The sequence below is a fragment of the Frankia sp. RB5 genome (assembly GCF_059816245.1).
On sequence record NZ_JCBATA010000101.1, the window covers coordinates 1 to 17619 of the forward strand.

Annotated in this window: 17 protein-coding genes; 10 read left to right on the forward strand and 7 right to left on the reverse strand. The window is 74.1% G+C overall.

The genetic code is table 11. From position 1 onward, the window contains the following. The 5 genes from AC6EXY_RS31760 to AC6EXY_RS31780 form a co-directional block, all read right to left on the reverse strand. Positions 1-188: helix-turn-helix domain-containing protein (locus AC6EXY_RS31760; RefSeq protein ID WP_499818830.1), on the reverse strand; the 188-nt coding region annotated here is incomplete at its 3' end. A 96-nt stretch (positions 189-284) separates the two neighbouring features. Then, positions 285-1394 carry an alpha-hydroxy acid oxidase gene (locus AC6EXY_RS31765; protein ID WP_101829654.1) on the reverse strand — a complete coding sequence of 370 codons (1110 nt, stop codon included), beginning with the start codon at positions 1392-1394 and terminating at the stop codon, positions 285-287. Positions 1395-1414: 20 nt separating this feature from the next. Beyond that, positions 1415-2206: an ABC transporter ATP-binding protein gene (locus AC6EXY_RS31770; RefSeq protein WP_101829653.1), complete on the reverse strand. Its 792-nt coding sequence runs from the start codon at positions 2204-2206 to the stop codon at positions 1415-1417. After that, the gene (locus tag AC6EXY_RS31775) at positions 2206-3189 is read right to left on the reverse strand and encodes an ABC transporter permease (protein ID WP_101829652.1); all 984 of its coding nucleotides are present in this window, start codon (positions 3187-3189) and stop codon (positions 2206-2208) included. The genes AC6EXY_RS31770 and AC6EXY_RS31775 overlap by 1 nt, the downstream gene beginning before the upstream one ends. Before the next feature lie 5 nt (positions 3190-3194). After that, positions 3195-4181 (reverse strand): ABC transporter substrate-binding protein, encoded by a 987-nt coding sequence (locus AC6EXY_RS31780; RefSeq protein ID WP_101829651.1) that lies wholly within the window; start codon positions 4179-4181, stop codon positions 3195-3197. A 487-nt stretch (positions 4182-4668) separates the two neighbouring features. Here AC6EXY_RS31780 and AC6EXY_RS31785 point away from each other — a divergent pair, with 487 nt between their 5' ends. Beyond that, positions 4669-5280, forward strand: a complete 612-nt coding sequence (locus AC6EXY_RS31785) for a helix-turn-helix domain-containing protein (RefSeq protein ID WP_101829650.1) — start codon at positions 4669-4671, stop codon at positions 5278-5280. Here AC6EXY_RS31785 and AC6EXY_RS31790 read toward each other — a convergent pair. Beyond that, positions 5263-5982, reverse strand: a complete 720-nt coding sequence (locus tag AC6EXY_RS31790) for a class I SAM-dependent methyltransferase (protein WP_101829649.1) — start codon at positions 5980-5982, stop codon at positions 5263-5265. The genes AC6EXY_RS31785 and AC6EXY_RS31790 overlap by 18 nt on opposite strands. Before the next feature lie 213 nt (positions 5983-6195). Here AC6EXY_RS31790 and AC6EXY_RS31795 point away from each other — a divergent pair, with 213 nt between their 5' ends. The 9 genes from AC6EXY_RS31795 to AC6EXY_RS31835 all read left to right on the forward strand — a co-directional run bounded on the left by AC6EXY_RS31795 (position 6196) and on the right by AC6EXY_RS31835 (position 16144). Continuing rightward, the gene (locus AC6EXY_RS31795) at positions 6196-7080 is read left to right on the forward strand and encodes a DUF2127 domain-containing protein (protein WP_243407053.1); all 885 of its coding nucleotides are present in this window, start codon (positions 6196-6198) and stop codon (positions 7078-7080) included. A gap of 383 nt (positions 7081-7463) precedes the next feature. After that, entirely contained in the window at positions 7464-8291 is an 828-nt protein-coding gene (locus AC6EXY_RS31800) for an amidohydrolase family protein (RefSeq protein ID WP_101829647.1), read from the forward strand. 209 nt (positions 8292-8500) lie between these two features. Next, a complete protein-coding gene (locus tag AC6EXY_RS31805) occupies positions 8501-9022 on the forward strand; it encodes an MSMEG_0572/Sll0783 family nitrogen starvation response protein (RefSeq protein WP_499818831.1) in 522 nt (173 codons plus the stop codon). A gap of 4 nt (positions 9023-9026) precedes the next feature. Continuing rightward, positions 9027-10094 (forward strand): MSMEG_0568 family radical SAM protein, encoded by a 1068-nt coding sequence (locus tag AC6EXY_RS31810; RefSeq protein WP_101829645.1) that lies wholly within the window; start codon positions 9027-9029, stop codon positions 10092-10094. Next, positions 10094-11554, forward strand: coding sequence for an MSMEG_0567/sll0787 family protein (locus tag AC6EXY_RS31815; protein ID WP_207770095.1), 1461 nt, complete (start codon positions 10094-10096; stop codon positions 11552-11554). The genes AC6EXY_RS31810 and AC6EXY_RS31815 overlap by 1 nt, the downstream gene beginning before the upstream one ends. A gap of 177 nt (positions 11555-11731) precedes the next feature. Beyond that, positions 11732-12742, forward strand: coding sequence for a carbon-nitrogen hydrolase family protein (locus AC6EXY_RS31820; RefSeq protein ID WP_101829666.1), 1011 nt, complete (start codon positions 11732-11734; stop codon positions 12740-12742). Next, positions 12739-14061: an MSMEG_0569 family flavin-dependent oxidoreductase gene (locus tag AC6EXY_RS31825; protein ID WP_101829665.1), complete on the forward strand. Its 1323-nt coding sequence runs from the start codon at positions 12739-12741 to the stop codon at positions 14059-14061. The genes AC6EXY_RS31820 and AC6EXY_RS31825 overlap by 4 nt, the downstream gene beginning before the upstream one ends. Beyond that, positions 14058-14897, forward strand: a complete 840-nt coding sequence (locus AC6EXY_RS31830; RefSeq protein WP_101829644.1) for a carbon-nitrogen hydrolase family protein — start codon at positions 14058-14060, stop codon at positions 14895-14897. The genes AC6EXY_RS31825 and AC6EXY_RS31830 overlap by 4 nt, the downstream gene beginning before the upstream one ends. Further along, positions 14894-16144 carry an MSMEG_0565 family glycosyltransferase gene (locus tag AC6EXY_RS31835; RefSeq protein WP_243407051.1) on the forward strand — a complete coding sequence of 417 codons (1251 nt, stop codon included), beginning with the start codon at positions 14894-14896 and terminating at the stop codon, positions 16142-16144. Before AC6EXY_RS31830 ends, AC6EXY_RS31835 begins: the two co-directional genes overlap by 4 nt. A gap of 144 nt (positions 16145-16288) precedes the next feature. Here AC6EXY_RS31835 and AC6EXY_RS31840 read toward each other — a convergent pair whose 3' ends face one another. Then, positions 16289-17575, reverse strand: coding sequence for an NsdA family TPR-like regulatory protein (locus AC6EXY_RS31840; protein ID WP_499842460.1), 1287 nt, complete (start codon positions 17573-17575; stop codon positions 16289-16291). Positions 17576-17619 lie beyond the last annotated feature (44 nt).

Consider the following 17619-nt stretch of genomic DNA (forward strand, 5'->3'; position numbering starts at 1 on the left):
GTGAGCATCCTGTCGGTTTCGGCGTGGGTGACCCGCCGCTGTTCCTGAGACCAGGCCCGGTGCCGTTCGGCCAGCGCACGATTGTACACGTAGCGCACGCAGCCGAAAGTACGGGAAAGCTGCGTGGTCTGTTCCGGTGTCGGGTAGAAGCGGTAGCGGTATGCCCGCTTCACCACCCGGTTCCCCATGCCTGAAAGAATACATCATGCCGTTGTCATCCTGACGCCGGAGTTGATGTGCTGACCCCGCCCTGAAGGGCGCGGCCTGCACGCTACGTTTCCCGGTCACCATGGCGTGACCCGCGGGGCAGGGGTGATCATGCTCGGGTCCAGGTAGGCCACGCTGGCCGCGCCGAGCAGCTTGATGGTGGTGGAGATCTCCTCCCGCAGCAGTTCGTGCAGCCGGGCGAGAGCCTCCTCCCCGCCCGCCGCCAGCGCCATCGCCGCCGCCCGGCCCAGGACGACGACGTCGGCGCCCAGGGCGAGCGCCTTGACCACGTCGCTGCCGCGGCGAATCCCGGAATCGAGCGCGATCGGCACCGTCCCGCCGACCGCCGCCACCACCTCCGGCAACGCCTCAAGCGCGGCGGGCACCGCGTCGAGCTGGCGCCCACCGTGGTTGCTCACCAGCACCGCGGCCGCGCCGGCGCGCACCGCCCGCACCGCGTCGGGGCCGGTGAGCACGCCCTTCGCGATCCACGGCAGCGGCGAGGACGACGTCCGCTCGGCCAGTTCGTCCCAGGTCCAGACCGGCTCGTGCCGGATGAACAGCTGGCCGAGGGTGTCGGCCAGGTCCTCGGCGGTGGCATGCGGGTAGTTGCCGCTGACCGTCTCGACGTCCACGTCGAACCGGTTGCGCATGTTGCGCTCGCGCCAGCCGGCGCTCGGGCAGTCCAGCGTCAGGCACAGGGCCGCGAAGCCGACGTCGGCCGCCCGGTCCAGCATCGCGGTGAAGTTCGCCACGTTGCCCATCGGGTGCAGCTGGGCGATGCGGGCCGCGGCCGGCGCCGCCGTTGTCACCTCCTCCCAGGAGAACGAGCCGGCCTCGGGCACCATCGAGGCGACCCCCGCCTTCGCGTTCGCCCGGGCGACGGCGAGGTGCCCCTCGGGATGCAGCAGGCGGTCGGCGCCGAACGGGCTGGTCAGCACCGGCATCGACAACGCGATCCCGAGGAAGGTGGTGGACAGGTCGGGCTCGGCGACTCCGGTCATCAGCCGGGGTCGCAGGGTCCAGCGGTCGAAGGCCGCCCGGTTGGCCCGCAGCGTCTGCTCGCCGCCCGCGCCCCCGTCCAGGAAGTCCCAGATCTCGGGCGGCAGCGCGGCGCGGGCGGCGTCGTAGATCTCCCCGACCGTGGCGAACGTCCCGGCCGAGGCAAAGCTGACAAAGGTTTCCATCAGGGCTCCCGGTTCTCGCCTCAGCCGGCGAGCAGTTGGCGGTCGGTGGGTGCGTCTCCCAGGCCGGCGATGATGTCGACCAGGTCGGACGGGGTCAGGTTCGTCTTGTCGGGGCCGGCGGCGTCGAAGACCACCCGCCCGCGGGCCATCACCAGCAGCCGGTCGCCGACGTCGATCGCCTGGCGCATGCTGTGCGTGATCATCAGGGAGGCGCAGCCGAGCCGGTCGTGCATCCGGACGGTCAGCTCCAGTACCCGGGCCCGGGTACGCGGGTCGAGGGCGGCGAGATGCTCGTCGAGCAGCAGCAGCTTCGGCTGGGTGAGCCCCGCCATCAGCATCGTCACGCTCTGTCGCTGTCCGGCGGAGAACAGCGCGACCGGGTCGGTCAGCCGGTTCTCCAGTCCCAGCCCGAGCGTCGCGAGCTGGGCGCGCATGAGCTCGCGGCGCTGACGGGTCAGCGCGGGACGCAGCCGCCGCCGGCCGCCGCGGGCCATCGCCAGCGCGAGGTTGTCCGCGAGGGACAGCTCCGGCGCGGTGCCGGCGAGCGGGTTGTCGAAGACCCGGGAGATCCAGGCGGCCCGAGCGTGGTCGGGCAGTCTCGTGACGTCCCGCCCATCGATGATCACGCGGCCGGACCGGGGGCGGTGCACCCCGGAGACGACGTTGACCAGGCTGCTCTTCCCGGCACCGTTGCTGCCGACCACCGTCACGAACTGGCCGGCCGGGATGTGCAGGTCGAGGCCGTCGAGGGCGGTGACCTCGGTCGGCGTGCCCGGGTTGTGGACGAGCCGGATGTTCTCCAGGCACAGCATCAGCCGACCTCCTCGGCGACGGGTTCGGGGCGCCGCGACGCCGTGGACCGGACCGGGGGCGACGATCTGGCTCCCGGCGCGGCGCGCGAACGTGGGCGGGGCAGGATCTTGTTCAGGGTCGGCAGGTACCGGTTGACGGCGACCGCCGCGACGAGGATCAGCGCGGTGATCCCGTCGAGGTCGGTGGCCTCCAACCCGGCCCGCAGCGCGCCGACCAGGATCGCCCGGTAGAGCACGGTGCCGGCGAGCACACTCAGCGCCACCCGGCCGACCCGCGAGGCGGAGCCGGGCCGGGCCACCAGCTCGCCGAGCAGCACCGCTCCGATCCCGGCGAGCAGCGTGCCGGTGCCGGTGGAGCTGTCCGCGAAGCCCTGGGACTGCACGATGAGCGCTCCCGACAGACCGGCACCGGCGTTGGCGAGCGCGAGGCACAGCGCGAGCGAGCGCCGGTCGTCGACCCCCTGGGCCCGGGCCATGCCGACGTTGACGCCGGTGGCCCGCAGGGCCAGTCCTACCTCGGTGAGCAGCAGCAGACTCACGCCGGCCAGGAACACCAGGGCAAACGCCGCGAGAATCGCGATCACGATCCAGTCGTGGGCGGTCGGTGCCAGACCGCTCAGGCCGCCGAACAGGCCGGCGCCGGCGTCGAGACTGGTCGAGGGCCGACCCAGGACGCGCAGGTTCAGGGTCCTCATCCCGATGCTCATCACCAGTCCGGCCAGGATGACGGGGACGCGGAACGCCAGGTGCAGCGTTGTGGTGACCAGACCGGCGAGCATCCCGGCGGCGATGGCCGCGATGATCGCCACCGGAACGGGCAGGCCGTGGTTGAGGGAGACCGCGGCTACCGCGCCGCCGAGGGTGAGGCTGCCGTCGACGGTGAGGTCGAAGTCCTGCCGGATCCGGATGACGAGGTAGATCCCCATCACCACCGGCAGCAGCGGGAGCCCCGCGATCAGGGTGTCGGTGAGAAGGTAGTGCATCGGCGCTACCTCGCCGTCGCCGGCAGGGTCAGGTGCAGCGCGGTGAGCGTCTCGGGGTTGACCTCCCAGATCAGCCGGCCCGGCCGGCCGAAGGGCGTGGTCTCGGGCTTGGCGCCGGCGACCACCTTCGCGGCGAGGTCACCCGCGGCCGAGCCGAGCTCGGCGTAGCTCGGCCCAAGTGTCGCCAGCACGCCACGCGTCGTCGCGACCCCGGAGGTGAGGTAGAGCGGGATGGAGTTGGTCGCGGCCACGGCGCCGACCGCCGCGGTGCCGGTGGCGACCGCGGCGTCCGGCCCGATCAGCATCGTGTCCGTCCGACCGACCAGGGAACGGGCGGCGCTCTGGACGTCGGCGCTGCCGGCGATGGTCGCCTCGCGCAGCGACAGCCCCGGTCGGGCCTTGATCGCCTTGCGAAGCGCGGCCACCCAGACCTGACTGTTCTCGTTGGACGGGTCGTAGATGGTCGAGATCCGCTTGGGGGCGGGGCTCACCTGGGCCAGCTCGTCGAGCAGCCGGGCCGGATCGATGAAGTCGATCGTCCCGGTCACGTTGTGGCCGGGGCGGTCGAGGCTGTCGGCGACCTTGCCGCCGACGGGATCGCCCATCGCCAGCGCGATGATCGGATGTCTGGAGTCCTGCTGCGCCATCGCGATGACGGCCGGCGTGCCGATGACGGCGATGAGCGAGGAGTCGGAGCGCGACAGGTTGCGCGCGATGCTCTGCACCAGCGACGGGTCCCCGTTCGCGTTGCTGACCGAGAAGCTGACCTTTCGAGGCGCGAGTGCACTGGTCACCCGCTTCCTGAACGCGGCCTCGACGGTGGTGACGATGTCGGCCTGGGCGATCTCGAAGATGTTGACCTTGACCGGGTCGCCGGACGATGCCGACGACCCGGAGCTTCCTCCGGAGCCTCCGCACCCGGCCGCGACGAGCCCCAACGCGCCTGCCAGCACACTCACCGCCAGCCGACGGCGGAGGGAGGTCATATTCATCCCGTCTCCTAACTGAGAAGTTCTTCTCAGATGAGGATCGACTGGAGGTGTTTCGCCTGGATAACGCACATCGGCCAGCCCTGTAACGGATGTACCGGGTGGTCGCCAGCCGCCTGGCGAGCGTCGGGGTGGGGAAAACCCGACCCTGGCTGGCAGGCCACGCCCCTCGTGCGCGGCCACGACGGTTCCTGGCGTCGATCTCGACAGATCGCCAGTGTCACGGCGGCCCGTGTCGCATAATCCGGGGCAAACCGGACGAGGAACCGCGAGTTCGCGACACGATGCCGCTGTCCCCCGTGCGCACTTCCCGCCCACGGGAAGTGCGCCCGATATGCGACGTACCGGTCGAGGTCGACCCCGGTGCCGATCATCGCCGCTCCCAGCCGACGGTCGCCATGGGTGAGGCCGCTGGCCGGGGCGTGCACCCCGACGGACGCGGTCCCCGCGGCGCTCCGGTCCGTTCGGGTGGGGACGTAGCCTTGCCGACATGGCACGAGGGCCCGACGGCGCGGAGCTGGAGCGGACGCTTGCCGAGGTCGGGGCGCGGTTGCGGCGGCTGCGGCACGAGCGGGAGATGACGCTCGCCGAGCTGTCGGCCGGCACCGGGATCTCCGCGAGCACGCTGTCCCGGCTCGAGTCCGGGCAGCGCCGGGCCACCCTCGAGCTTCTGCTGCCGCTGGCCCGGATCTACCAGGTGCCGCTGGACGACCTCGTCGGCGCGCCCTGCGCCAGTGACCCGCGGGTGCACGGCAAGCCGATCACCCGCGGCAACATCACCATCCTGCCGCTGTCGCACCGTCCCGGCGGCATCCAGACGTTCAAGCACATCATCGCGGCCGGCCCGCGGACGGAGGATCCCGATCCCCGCAGCCACGACGGCTACGACTGGCTGTTCGTGCTGAACGGACGGTTGCGAATCGTGCTCGGCGAGCACGACTTCGTCCTCACCGCGGGTGAGGCGGCCGAGTTCGACACCCGCGTCCCGCACTGGTTCGGCGGGGCCGACGAACATTCCGTCGAGTTCCTCAGCATCTTCGGGGCCCAGGGGCAGCGGGTCCACCTGCGGGCCCGCTCCCGCCCGTCAACCGGTGCGGTGTAGGCGGACGACCGAGTCCGTCCGGGTGCCCGGTTCGCCGTCGGGGGACGGCACGCTGGGGACGACCACGGCGCGGGCGGCGACGACGCGCCAGCCGTCGAGGTCCAGCGCGGCGACGATCTCTTCGGGGGTCGGCAGGTCGGCGTGCGGCGGCGGTTCGGTCATCCAGGACGGGAAGCCCAGGTGGCCGATGATGATCAGGCTGCCGCCCGGGGCCACCGCGGCCGCGGCCCGGCGCAGGATCCCCTCCCGGTCCAGCCGGACCGGGGAGTGCAGGTAGGACGTGGTGACCAGGTCCCACGCGCCGGCGGGGAAGTCGGCGTCGAGGTTGTGGCACGCCCAGCGGATCCGGTCGTCGACACCGGCCGCCCGCGCCGCGCCGGCTGCCCGCTCCAGCGCGGTCGGGGAGATGTCCACCGCGTCGACCCGCCAGCCCTGCCCGGCCAGCCAGATCGCGTCGCCGCCCGTGCCGCAGCCGAGGTCGAGCGCGGTGCCCGGGCCCGCGGGCGACGGGCGTTCGGCCAGTTCGTCGACGAGGGCGGGGTTGGCCCGTCCGCTCCACGGCTCGCTTTCGGTGTAGAAGCGCTCCCACATCTCGGTGGGATCGGTCGAGGGATCGACGTCGTGAATCCAGTGCCGCCCGTGGCCGGCCTGGCCCGCGGCGGCGCTGTCCCGTCCCTCGTCGAGTTCCGCTTCGTGATCCATCCGCACGTCCGCTCCTGTCTCCGGCACGGTCTGTCACCTGCGCACCTAGCATGCGCAACCCGCCCCACTCCCGACAAACCTTCGTGCCGCAATGGCAACGCGGCGGCCGGCGGGCCCCGGTCACCCGGCCTGTCGGCCGAGCGTCACAGGGACGCCGGTGGTGGTGCTCAGATGGGAGACTCCGCGTCGACACGGGGTCGGAGGGGTGCGCGGGTGGACTGGGAGCTGCGGGCGTGTGCCCGCAAGGGGCATGTCACGTATCGGCCCGACGAGCGGGAGCTGGCGGAACGGCTGACCGCGCCGACTCCGGCCGGGCCGAGCTGGCGTTGCCTGCGCTGCGGCGACTTCGTGCCCGGCGACCCGAAGCTCACCGGGCCCGCGCAGGACGCGCCGGTGCTGTTGCGCGGCCGGGCGCTGCGGGACGCGACGGTGCTGCGGCTGCTCGCGCTGGAACGATTCGTCCGGGCGCTGCTGATGGTCCTCGTCGGGTACGCCATCCTGCGGTTCCGCCGGTCCGAGGCGCGCGTCCAGCACCTGTTCGACCAGGCGGTGCCCGCCGCGAAGCCGCTCGCCGACGTGCTGCACCTCGATCTGGACCATTCCCCGACCCTCGATCACCTACGGCACCTGCTGCACACCCGGCCGCAGACGCTGCTGCTCGTCGCCCTGCTGCTGTTCGGGTACGCGGCGGTGCAGATCGTCGAGGCGATCGGGCTGTGGCTGCTCAAGCGGTGGGGCGAGTACTTCGCGGTGGTGGCGACCTCGGCGTTCCTGCCGCTGGAGGTCTACGAGCTGACCGAGCGGATCACCGTGCTGCGGGTGGGCGCCCTCGTCATCAACGTCGCCGCCGTGGTCTATCTGATTGTGAGCAAGCGGCTGTTCGGGGTCCGCGGCGGCACGGCCGCCTTCGAGGCCGAGCGGCACGCCGCCTCACTGCTCGAGGTCGAGCAGGCCGCCCACCCGCAGGCCGCCGACCCCCACGCCGGCCACCCCCATGCCGGCCCCTCACGGTCCGGCCACGACGATGCCACCCATCCCGCGACCGCGCGGGACGTCACCGCCGGAACCGGCGGCGCCCCCAGCGACCCGGCCCGCTGATCTCGCTGTCGCCGGTGTGGCGACTGACCAGCGGATTTCGGCGACCACTCGGCCGTCTCGACGACTCGGCCCCGTAGCGGCGACCTCCCACGCCACCGCTGACGCCGGACCGCCGTCCGGGTGATTCCGGCCAGGGTGCGCGTCCAGGGTTTCCACACTTCGCCGTTCCGATTACGGTCACATGTACGCGATGCGCGTTAGCTGAGCAGATACAGCGCGCCGTCCGGACAGTCCAGAGACGATCACACTGTCAAGGGCAGGAAATTCCTGAGCAGCAATTCCGCCCACCTGTGGCGGGCCCCGGCGGGGAAGCGGATGCGAACGATACGTGGATGTGTTCCGAGGGTCATCAACCTGACATGCACAAACTTTGTACTGATTCCATGACGCCCGCCGGGATCGCCGACGCGCACCGCCACCTCGGGGTACTCCCGGCGTACCCGTTCTACGGAGGTCCGGCCGTGAACCCGGACATCGGCGCCCGCGCCACCGTGGCGCAGCTGATCGCCGACCTCGACCGGGAGGGCACCGAACGTGCCCTGGTCATCCCGAACTACGGGGTGCCGGACGTGGCGCGGACGTTCGCGCTCAACGACCTCGTCCTGGAGGCGGCCGCGCATGACGACCGGATCCGGGCCGGGCTGTTCGTCTCCCCCCGCCCCCAGGACGCCGAACGCACCGGGTACGCCCTGAGCCTGGCGGGAGAAGCGGGGGTGCGGGCGCTCAAGACCACGTTCCTGCTCGGCGGCAGTGTCGATGACGCCGACTGTCTCGCCCAGCTGGAGCGGATCTTCGCCGCCGCGGTCGCACACGACCTGATCGTGCACGTCCACACGTCCCCGGGCGCGGCGAGCGACATCGACCAGGTCGGGAAGCTGGTCGACCGCTTCGGTGACGAAGCGAAGATCCATCTGGTGCATTTCGGCGGAGGAATGAGCGGGCACATCAAGCTGGCCGGTGGCAGGTTCTTCGACTGGATCGCGGCCGGAAAGCGGGTGTATACCGACCTGAGCTGGTCGATCGGATTCGCGCCGCGCTGGCTCGCCGCCGAGATGGACCGGCGCGGCCTCGGCCACGACCGGCTGTTGTTCGCCTCGGACGAACCCTGGGGCGACCACGCCGGCGAACACGCCCGCCTCAGCGCCGCGGTAGGCGATGGAGAACTCGCTCGTCAGGTGTTCACCGCGAACTTCGCCGCCCTCTACGACTGACACCGCCGCGACCCGGCGCCGCCGCGACCCGGCGCGCCGAAAGCCCGCCCCCGCTTTCCCGACCTTCCCTAGTTTCATCCAAACTCCCCGACTTTCCCGACTTTCCCCGCATGCTCATCCACTCACCCGCCCAGGCCCGCACCCGCGGGTCGCCACCATCGTCCGCCGCGCCCATCAGTCGCCGCGGCCGCGCATCCGAAGGAGAGCACATGTCGCTGGACGACACGATCGCCGAGAACATCGCCCGGAGCCTGGCAGAGATCCCGCACCCGTCCCTGCCCAAGGGCAGCAACATCTACGGCAGCACCAAGATCTTCCCGGACTACCAGGCCGAGAACGGCGAGTGCTACTTCACCCTCGTCCACGGCATCGCGCACGAGTCCTCGGTGAGCTTCGTCGCCGTCCTGCAGGCCACCCGGGCGCTGCGCAAGGGCTTCGAGTCGGCGATCTACTTCTACGGGCCCGGTGCCATCAACTGCGTCGCCAACCGCGGCTTCCCCACCACCGGCGACGCCGCGTTCCCCGGCGAGACCAACATCAACCTCGCGCTGGAAACCTTCGTCAAGGAGGGCGGCACCGTCTACTGCTGCCGCTTCGGCCTCGCGCTGCACGGCGCCCGCGAGGAGGACCTCATCTCCGGCGTCATCCCCGCGCACCCCCTCGACCTGCAGGACGCCGTGATCCACTACGCCCGCAAGGGCGCCATCATCAACTCCACCTACATGGTGTGACCCGATGACCAGCACCGCGCTGAGAAGTGAGCTCGCGGTCCGCGGCGTGGCGGTCGACGCGGGCGACACGCCCGTGTCCCGCCGCGGCGGTGCCGGCCCCTCCGACGACGGTCACGTCCTGCTCGGCGGGGTCGGCACCGCGCTGCCGATCGTGCCGACCAGCCGCTACCGGTTGCGCGCGGGCCGGCTGCTGCTCGACGGGGCCGACCTCGGGCTCGACGTCCAACCCGTGCGCCGGCCGGCGTTCTACGACCTCACCACCGCCGACGGAGTCCCCTACCACCAGCTCGCCCGGCTGCACGGCGCGGACGTGCTGGCCACCACCGTCGTGCAGACCTGCGTGCGGTACGGCGCCGACGAGCGCTGCCGGTTCTGCGCGATCGAGGAGTCGCTGCGAGCGGGCGCGACGACCGCGGTCAAGACGCCGGCGCAGCTCGCCGAGGTCGCCGAGGCGGCGGTCCGTCTCGACGGCGTCCGCCAGCTGGTGATGACCACCGGCACGACCGCCGGGCGCGACCGTGGCGCCCGGCATCTGGCCCGCTGCGTACGGGCGGTGCTCGCCGCCGCACCCGGACTCGCCATCCAGGTGCAGTGCGAGCCGCCCGGCGACCCCGCGGTCCTCGCCGAGCTGCGCGACGCCGGTGCCGCCAGCATCGGCATCCACGTCGAGTCGCTCGACGACGCGGTGCGCCGCCGCTGGATGCCGGGCAAGGGCTCGGTGCCGCTCACCGAGTACCGCGCCGCCTGGCGGGAGGCCGTCCGGCTCTTCGGCCGCAACCAGGTCTCCACCTATCTGATCATCGGCCTCGGGGAGGACCCCGAGGAGCTGGTCGCCGGGGCCGCCGAGCTGATCGAGCTCGGCGTCTACCCGTTCGTGGTGCCGCTGCGCCCGATCGCGGGCACGCTGGCCGTCGACGTCGACGGGGCAACCCCTCCCCCCGCCGCCGTCGTCGCCGACGTCACCGCCCGGGTCGCGGCGCTGCTGCGCGAGGCGGGCATGCACGGCGCGGACCAGCGGGCCGGCTGTGCGGCCTGCGGGGCGTGCAGCACGCTGCGCTCGGCGGGTGCCTGATGGACCGCCTGATGGACCTCGGCGGGGTCCTGCTCGGCACCCCCGCGCCGGCCGGGTTGCGACCGGCGTGGACGATCGACGCGGCCGCCGACCGCCGCGATCTCGCCGACTACCAGCGGCTTCGACGCGAGGTGTTCGTCGCCGAGCAGGAGCTGTTCGCCGGCTCCGACCGCGACGACGCCGACGACGACGAGCGCACCGTCGTCCTGCTCGCCCGCGACGCCGACGGCGCGCTGCTCGGCGGCGTGCGGCTGCACTGCGTCACCGAGGCCGATCTCGGCTGGTGGCAGGGCAGCCGGCTGGCGGTGACGCGTGCCGCCCGCGGCCGCACCGGGATCGGGACGGCCCTCGTCCGGGCGGCCTGCGCCTACGCCGAGCAGGCCGGGGTGCTGCGCTTCGAGGCGACCGTCCAGGCCGGAGCCGAGCCGATGTTCACCCGCCTCGGCTGGCGCCCGGCCGGTCCGCGCACGGTGGCCGGAGTGCCGCACCGGCTGATGCGCTGGCCGCTGGAGCGCTTCGCCCGGCAGGCGGCCGCGGCGAAGGCGCCGCTCGGCCCGCTGCTCGCCGGTCTGAGCCCCGGTGGGGCCGGTTACGTCGGCGACGACGGCGCACCGGTACCCGGCAGCGACCTGATCGCCGCCTGCGACGCGATCGTGCCGTCGCTGGTCGAGCGCGACCCGGAGTGGGCCGGCTGGTGCGGGGTGCTCGTCAACGCCAACGACCTGGCGGCGATGGGCGCCGAACCCGTCGGGCTGCTCGACGCCGTCGGGGCCCGGGACGCCTCGTTCGCCGCGCGGGTGCTGTCCGGGCTGCGCGCCGCGGCGAGCGCCTACCGGCTGCCGATCCTCGGCGGGCACACCCAGTTCGGCGTGCCGGCGGCGCTGTCCGTCACGGCGCTCGGGCGGGCCACGCGGCCCGTGCCGTCCGGTGGCGGGCGGCCCGGCCAGACAGTGACGCTGACGGCCGACCTGGGCGGCGACTGGCGGCGCGGCCACACCGGGCGGCAGTGGGACTCCACCACCGCGCGGCGCGCCGACGAGCTCGCCCGGCTCACGAGCGTCGTGGCCCGCACCGCCCCCGCCGCGGCGAAGGACGTCAGCATGGCCGGCCTGGTCGGCACCCTCGGCATGCTCACCGAGGCCAGCGGCTGTGCCGCGGTGCTCGACGTGGCCGCGATTCCCCGCCCGCCCGGCGCCGGTGTCGCGGACTGGCTGTCCTGCTTCCCCGGCTTCGCGATGTTCACCGTCGACGAGCCCGGCCGGGGTGTCGCCGACGCGGGCCCCGCGACCACGGCCGCCTGCGGTGCGCTGGTCGCCGGCGACGGCGTCGCGCTGCGCTGGCCGGACGGCGAGCTCACCGTCGGCGTGCCCGGCGCCGTCACCGGCCTCGGCCCGGCGGGAGAGGTCCGGCCGCCTGTCGGCGCATGGCCGGCGGGCGACATCAGGCCGGCCGCGACATGAAGCCGCCGCGTGAGGTCCGGCCCGCCGGCACGGCGAGGCCGGCGGGCGGAACAGGAGCGGCGGGCGGGCCCGGATCCACGGACGGGCCCGTGCTCAGGGGGAGTCGTGGATCGGTGGGGGGACCGGTTCGACCAGTGGGCCCGGATCATCCCGGCCCGGATCGAGCAGGGAGATAACATGATCACCGTAGGGGCGGTCGCGGCCGAGTTCGGTCGTGACCTCGAGGCGGCGTTCACCCGGATCGCCGCGATCCTGGACGACGCGCGGGCGCGGGGGGCGCACCTCGTCGTCCTGCCCGAGGCGGCGCTCGGCGGATACCTGACCACCCTCGACGACAGCCCCGCCCCGACGGGCGCCGAACCCCCCACCGCCGACCCCGCGCCGGACGGCTCCGGGCGCGTCGAGGCAGCGCCGGGCGACGACGCGGCCGAGGACTCGCTTCCGCCGGCGCTCGCGCTGGACGGCCCGCAGCTGCGCCGGCTCGCCCGGCTGGCGGGCGACCTGGTCGTCGTCGTCGGGCTGTGCGAGGACGGCGGCGGCGCCCGGTACAACACGGCCGTCGCCGTCAATGGAGACGGGCTGCTCGGCGTGCACCGCAAGGTCCACCAGCCTCTCGGCGAGGGTGCCTCCTACCGGGCCGGGGACAGCTTCACCGCCTTCGACACCCCGCTGGGCCGTATCGGCATGCTGATCTGCTACGACAAGGCGTTCCCGGAGGCGGCGCGGGCGCTGGCCGTCGACGGCGCGCAGATCGTCGCCTGCGTCTCCGCGTGGCCCGCGTCGCGCACGTTCCGCGCGCCCGATCTCGCCGACGACCGCTGGACCCGCCGCTTCGACCTGTTCGACCAGGCCCGCGCGCTGGAGAACCAGGTGCTGTGGGTGTCGTCGAACCAGGCCGGGTCGTTCGGGTCACTGCGGTTCGTCGCCAGCGCCAAGGTCGTTGACGCGGGCGGCGAGGTGCTCGCCACGACCGGCACCACCGCCGGCGTCGCCTACGCCACCGTCGACCTGCCGCGGATGCTCGCGTCCGCCCGGGCGAGCATGTTCCACCTGCGCGACCGCCGCCCCGACGCCTACCCCGACACGGCGCTGCCATCCGGCACGAGCCCGCTCGACCCCTTCCACTCGATCCTGGGTCCCGGCGCGCCGGCCGGCGGCACGCGGGCCCGCAAGGTCCGGTGCGCGTGACACCGCCCGACGCCGCGGCGCCGACCGGCATCCAGACGCCGACCGGCATCGAGACGCTGCCCGTGGTCGTCATCGGCGGCGGGCAGGCGGGGCTGGCGATGAGCTGGCACCTGGTCGCCGACGGCGTCGAGCACGCCGTCCTGGAACGTGACACGGCCCTGCACACCTGGCGCGACGCCCGCTGGGACGCCTTCTGCCTCGTGACCCCGAACTGGCAGTGCCAGCTGCCGGGCTACGCCTACGACGGGCCCGACCCGGACGGCTTCATGGTCAGATCCGAGATCATCGACTGGCTCGACGGCTACCGCGCGAGTTTCGACCCGCCGCTGCGGGAGGGCACGGCGGTGACGTCGCTGCGCCCGCTCGGCGACGGCCCCGGCGCCGAGGATCCGGCCGGTGGCTTCACGGTCCAGACCGATGCCGGCACGATCACCGCCGACCAGGTGGTGGTGGCCACCGGCGGCTACCACACCCCGGCCGTGCCCCGCCTCGCCGAACGGCTGCCCGAGGACCTCCACCAGGTCCACTCGGCCGCCTACACCAGTCCGGCGGCGCTGCCGGACGGCCCGGTGCTCGTCGTCGGCACCGGCCAGTCAGGCGCCCAGATCGCCGAGGACCTGCACCTGGCCGGCCGGCGGGTGCACCTCGCGGTCGGCAACGCGCCGCGCTTCGCCCGCCGCTACCGCGGCCGCGACGTCATCGCCTGGATGCACGACACCGGCCACTACGCGAAGCCCGTGACCGACCGGCCGCTGGCGGAACGCACCCAGGACCGCACCAACCACTACGTGACCGGCCGGGGCGGCGGACGGGACATCGACCTGCGCGCCTTCGCCCGCGACGGGATGGTGCTGCACGGGCGGCTGACCGGCGTCGCGCGCGGCCGGTTCCACTTCGCCGCCGACCTCGCCGCGAACCTCGACGCCGCCGACGAGGTCTACAACGGCATCAACGGCCTCATCGACGAGCACATCGCGGCGCACGGCCTGGACGTGCCGATCGGCCCGAGCCGCTACCGCGCGGACTGGGTGCCGGCCGCCGATACCGGGCCGCGCCTCGACGTCGGCGACGTGGCGGCCGTGGTCTGGGCGACCGGCTTCACCCGCGGCTACGGCTGGCTGCACGCCGGCGTCTTCGACGGCGCGGGGCATCCGCAGCACCGGCGCGGCGTCACCGCCGTTCCCGGGCTGTACTTCCTGGGCCTGCCGTGGCTGCACACCTGGGGTTCCGGCCGCTTCGCCGGCATCGCCCCGGACGCCGCCCACCTCGCCGACCACATCCGGGAGCGGGTCCGCGCGCGCTGCCGGGACGGTCGGTGACGGGCCTGCGCGTCGCCGCCGCCGCCGCCCACTTCGGCCGTGACCTCGCCCGCTCGCTGGAGCGCATCGCCTCGATCATCGACGCGGCCCGGCGCGCGGGCGCGTCGCTGCTCGTGCTGCCCGGTGGGGCGCTCGGCGGCTACCTGGCCGACCTGCGCTCGCCGGATCCGGACGCGCTGCCCCCCGCGGTGGCGGCGGACGGGCCGGAGATCCGCCGGATCGCGGCGCTGGCCGGGGAGATGGTGGTCTGCCTCGGCTACACCGAGCTCGACGGCGGGCGGCGGTGGAACTCGGCGGTGTGCGTGCACGGCGACGGCGTGCTCGGCCGCTACCGCAAGGTCCACCAGCCGCCCGGGGAGGCGCTCGTCTACGCCGCCGGCGACCGGATCGCCGCGTTCGACACCCCGCTGGGCCGGCTGGGGATGCTCATCGACTACGACAAGACCTTCCCCGAGGCGGCGCGGACGCTGGCGCTCGACGGGGCGCGCCTGGTCAGCTGCGTGTCCGCGTGGCCGGCGAGCCTGACCCGGCGCGCCGAGCGGCCCACCCAGGACCGCCAGGCCAGGCTGTTCGACCTGTACGACTGCGCCCGGGCGGCGGAGAACCAGATCGTCTGGCTGTCGTCGAACCAGACCGGGACGATGGGCGGCCTGAGCTTCTTCGGGCAGGCGAAGGTGGTCGGGCCGGGCGGGGACGTGCTCGCCCGCACCTGGGCCAAGGGCGGGCTCGCGATCGCCGAGCTGGACGTCGACGCGGAGATCGACCGGGCCCGCCTCGTCCTGCACCACCTCGCCGAGCGCCGTCCCGAACTGTACGGGCACAAGGAGGCCCGGTGACGGCCACGCCCGGGGGCGTGCGGGTCGCACTGCTGACCTACTCGACGCGGCCCCGCGGCGGCGTCGTGCACACCCTGGCGCTCGCGGAGGCGCTGGTCGCCCTGGGGGCCGGCGTCGAGGTCGACGTGTGGACGCTCGCCCGCGGCGGGGACGGCGGCTTCTTCCGACCCGTCGACCCGCGGGTCCGGGTGCGGGCGGTGCCGTTTCCCGAGGTGCCGGACGAGCCGGTGGGCGCCCGGATCACACGGTCCATCGCGGTGCTCGCGGACGCGTTCGACGCCGCCGGCTACGACGCCGTGCACGCCCAGGACTGCATCAGCGCCAACGCCGTCCTCGCCGCCACCGAGGCCGCCGACCCCATCAACGCCAGCACCGGGGGCGGGTCGGGACCGCGGGGGGCGGCGAGGTGCGTGCGCACGATCCACCATCTCGACGCCTTCAGCACCCCGGAGCTCGTCGCCTGCCACGATCGCGCCGTCATCGCGCCCACCGCGCACGTGTGCGTGTCCACCGCGGTCGCCGCCGAGGTCGAGCGGGGTTTCGGGATCCGGCCGGTGGTGATCCCGAACGGGGTGGACGCCGCGCGGTTCGCCGCCGGCGCCGCCGACCACGACGCCCGGCGGGCCTGGGCGGCTCGGCTCGGCCGGTACGTCCTCACCGTCGGCGGGATCGAACCGCGCAAGGGCACCGCCGATCTGGTCGAGGCGATGGGCCTGCTCCGCCGGGTCCGCACGGACCTGACCCTGGTCGTCGCGGGCGGCGAGACGCTGTTCGACTACCGCGACTACCGGCAGGCCGTGCTCGCCCGGGCGGCGCGCCTCGAGGTGGTCCCGCGGATCCTCGGGCCCGTCGACCACGCGGCGCTGCCGGCGCTCGTCGCGCAGGCGGAGGCGTTCGCGTTCCCGTCGACGAAGGAGGGCTTCGGCCTGGCCGCCCTGGAGGCGCTGGCCGCCGGGGTGCCCGTGGTCGCCCGGGACCTGCCGGTCCTGCGGGAGGTGCTCGGCGGCGCGGCGCGCTACGCGACGACCGCCGACGACCTCGCCGCCGCCCTGCTCGACTCGGCCGGCCACCCCGACGAGCAGCCCGACGTGCGACGGGCGGCCCACGGCCAGGCCGTCGCCGCCCGCTACACCTGGGCCGCCGCGGCCCGCGCGCACCTGGACCTCTACCGACGCCTCGCCGCCGACCCCGACCCGAACTCCGAGCCGACCACGAGTGCCGGTAGCCAGTCGCGATCCGCCGGGTAGATCCGCACGCGAGGGTCCGCGGCCGACTTCCCATGGGTGGGAGGAGCACCAAGTCCACCAGGACGGTGCCCACGGCCGGCGTCCACGGCCCGCTTCCCCTGGGTGGACCCGACCCGCCATTGTCCCCGGGCCCGCTCGTCTGACCTAGCACGCCGGTCCCGGCCGGGATCGGGACTGACCGGGCACGCTGGCACCTGGCCGGCGGCCGGTGGGCGGTTCGGGGCGCGGGCGGCCGCCGCCGGGGGTCGTCGACCGCAGCGTCTGGTAGATCTCGGCGAACTCGCGGACCGCCCGGACCGAGCGATAGCCGGCGAGCCTGCGGGCGAGCATCCGCAGCCGCTCTGAGGTCCGCGCGGAGTTCACCCGGACGTCGAGCCGGGCGGCGCGCGTCGCCCGCGCGCAGGCCTCCTCCACGTCCCCGCGTTGCAGGTGGACCTCGGCGAACCAGGTCTCGTACAGCGAGATCTCCCGCGCCCGCAGCGGGTCGTAGCCGGTCAGGCCCTGGCGCAGCCGCTGCTCGGCCCGGTCGGGCCGGCACAGCTCCGTCCAGCACCGGCCGGCCATCACGTCGATCTCGCGGCCGTCGAGCCAGTAGACCCACTCGGGGTCGGCGTCCGGGTCGCGCCGCGCGAACAGGCGCTCGACGGTGGCCAGCGACCGCTCGCACGCGCGCCGGTCCCCCGCCCGGGCATGCGCCCAGGCGAGGCGGTCGGCGAGCAGCGCCTGCGTGGTCGCCGAGGCGGCGGAGCCGACACCGGCGCAGGCGGTCTGCGCGAGCAGCACACCGCGGCGGACGTCCCCGCGGTTGACCATCTGGTAGGCCTGGGTGGAGATGAGGTTCGCGGCGAGCGAGGGGTCGGCGCCCGCGTGGGCCGCGCGGATCCCGCCGGTGAGGTAGCGCTCCGCGGCGGCGTGCCGGCCGGCGTCCGCGGCGATCCAGCCGGCGAGCTGGCACAGCTGGGCCACCGACGACAGCAGCCGCCGCCCTACCTCGGCGCCGTAGACGGCCTCGCGCAGCATCGTCACGGTGCCCAGCAGCTCCCGCTCGACAAGGCTGACGAGGTCTCGCCCGCCGACGTAGTCGTCGAGGCGGCGGAACTGCCCGACCCGCCCTTCCACCCGCTCCGCCAGCGCGGCGCCGACGTGCCGGCCGGCGGCGAGCTCGGCGAGCTGCGGCGGTTCCATCAGGAGCCATTCGTGGGCGAGGCGGACGGCGTCCCATCCGTCCGCCTCACCGGCGGGACCGGCGGGACCGGCGGGACCGGCGGCGGGTGTGACCGGCGCGGTCGCCGTCCGCGCCGCGACCGGCTGTCCGGGCACCCGCGGGCGCGTGGTCGCCACCGCCCCGGCCGACGGCCGCGGACCGCGGTGATCAGCGCCTGGACGGATTCGTCGGACACCTCGTTGGCGAGGTTGCGGCTCGACAGCCAGGTCGGGTAGCCGCGCAGCCGGTCGTTGACCGCCTTGTCGTGCAG

Coding starts and splice junctions, on each gene's coding strand:
- AC6EXY_RS31765 (WP_101829654.1), bottom strand. CDS start 1,394: ATGGAAACCTTTGTCAGCTTTGCCTCGGCCGGGACGTTCGCCACGGTC.
- AC6EXY_RS31770 (WP_101829653.1), bottom strand. CDS start 2,206: ATGCTGTGCCTGGAGAACATCCGGCTCGTCCACAACCCGGGCACGCCG.
- AC6EXY_RS31775 (WP_101829652.1), bottom strand. CDS start 3,189: ATGCACTACCTTCTCACCGACACCCTGATCGCGGGGCTCCCGCTGCTG.
- AC6EXY_RS31780 (WP_101829651.1), bottom strand. CDS start 4,181: ATGAATATGACCTCCCTCCGCCGTCGGCTGGCGGTGAGTGTGCTGGCA.
- AC6EXY_RS31785 (WP_101829650.1), top strand. CDS start 4,669: ATGGCACGAGGGCCCGACGGCGCGGAGCTGGAGCGGACGCTTGCCGAG.
- AC6EXY_RS31790 (WP_101829649.1), bottom strand. CDS start 5,982: ATGGATCACGAAGCGGAACTCGACGAGGGACGGGACAGCGCCGCCGCG.
- AC6EXY_RS31800 (WP_101829647.1), top strand. CDS start 7,464: ATGACGCCCGCCGGGATCGCCGACGCGCACCGCCACCTCGGGGTACTC.
- AC6EXY_RS31805 (WP_499818831.1), top strand. CDS start 8,501: ATGTCGCTGGACGACACGATCGCCGAGAACATCGCCCGGAGCCTGGCA.
- AC6EXY_RS31810 (WP_101829645.1), top strand. CDS start 9,027: ATGACCAGCACCGCGCTGAGAAGTGAGCTCGCGGTCCGCGGCGTGGCG.
- AC6EXY_RS31815 (WP_207770095.1), top strand. CDS start 10,094: ATGGACCGCCTGATGGACCTCGGCGGGGTCCTGCTCGGCACCCCCGCG.
- AC6EXY_RS31820 (WP_101829666.1), top strand. CDS start 11,732: ATGATCACCGTAGGGGCGGTCGCGGCCGAGTTCGGTCGTGACCTCGAG.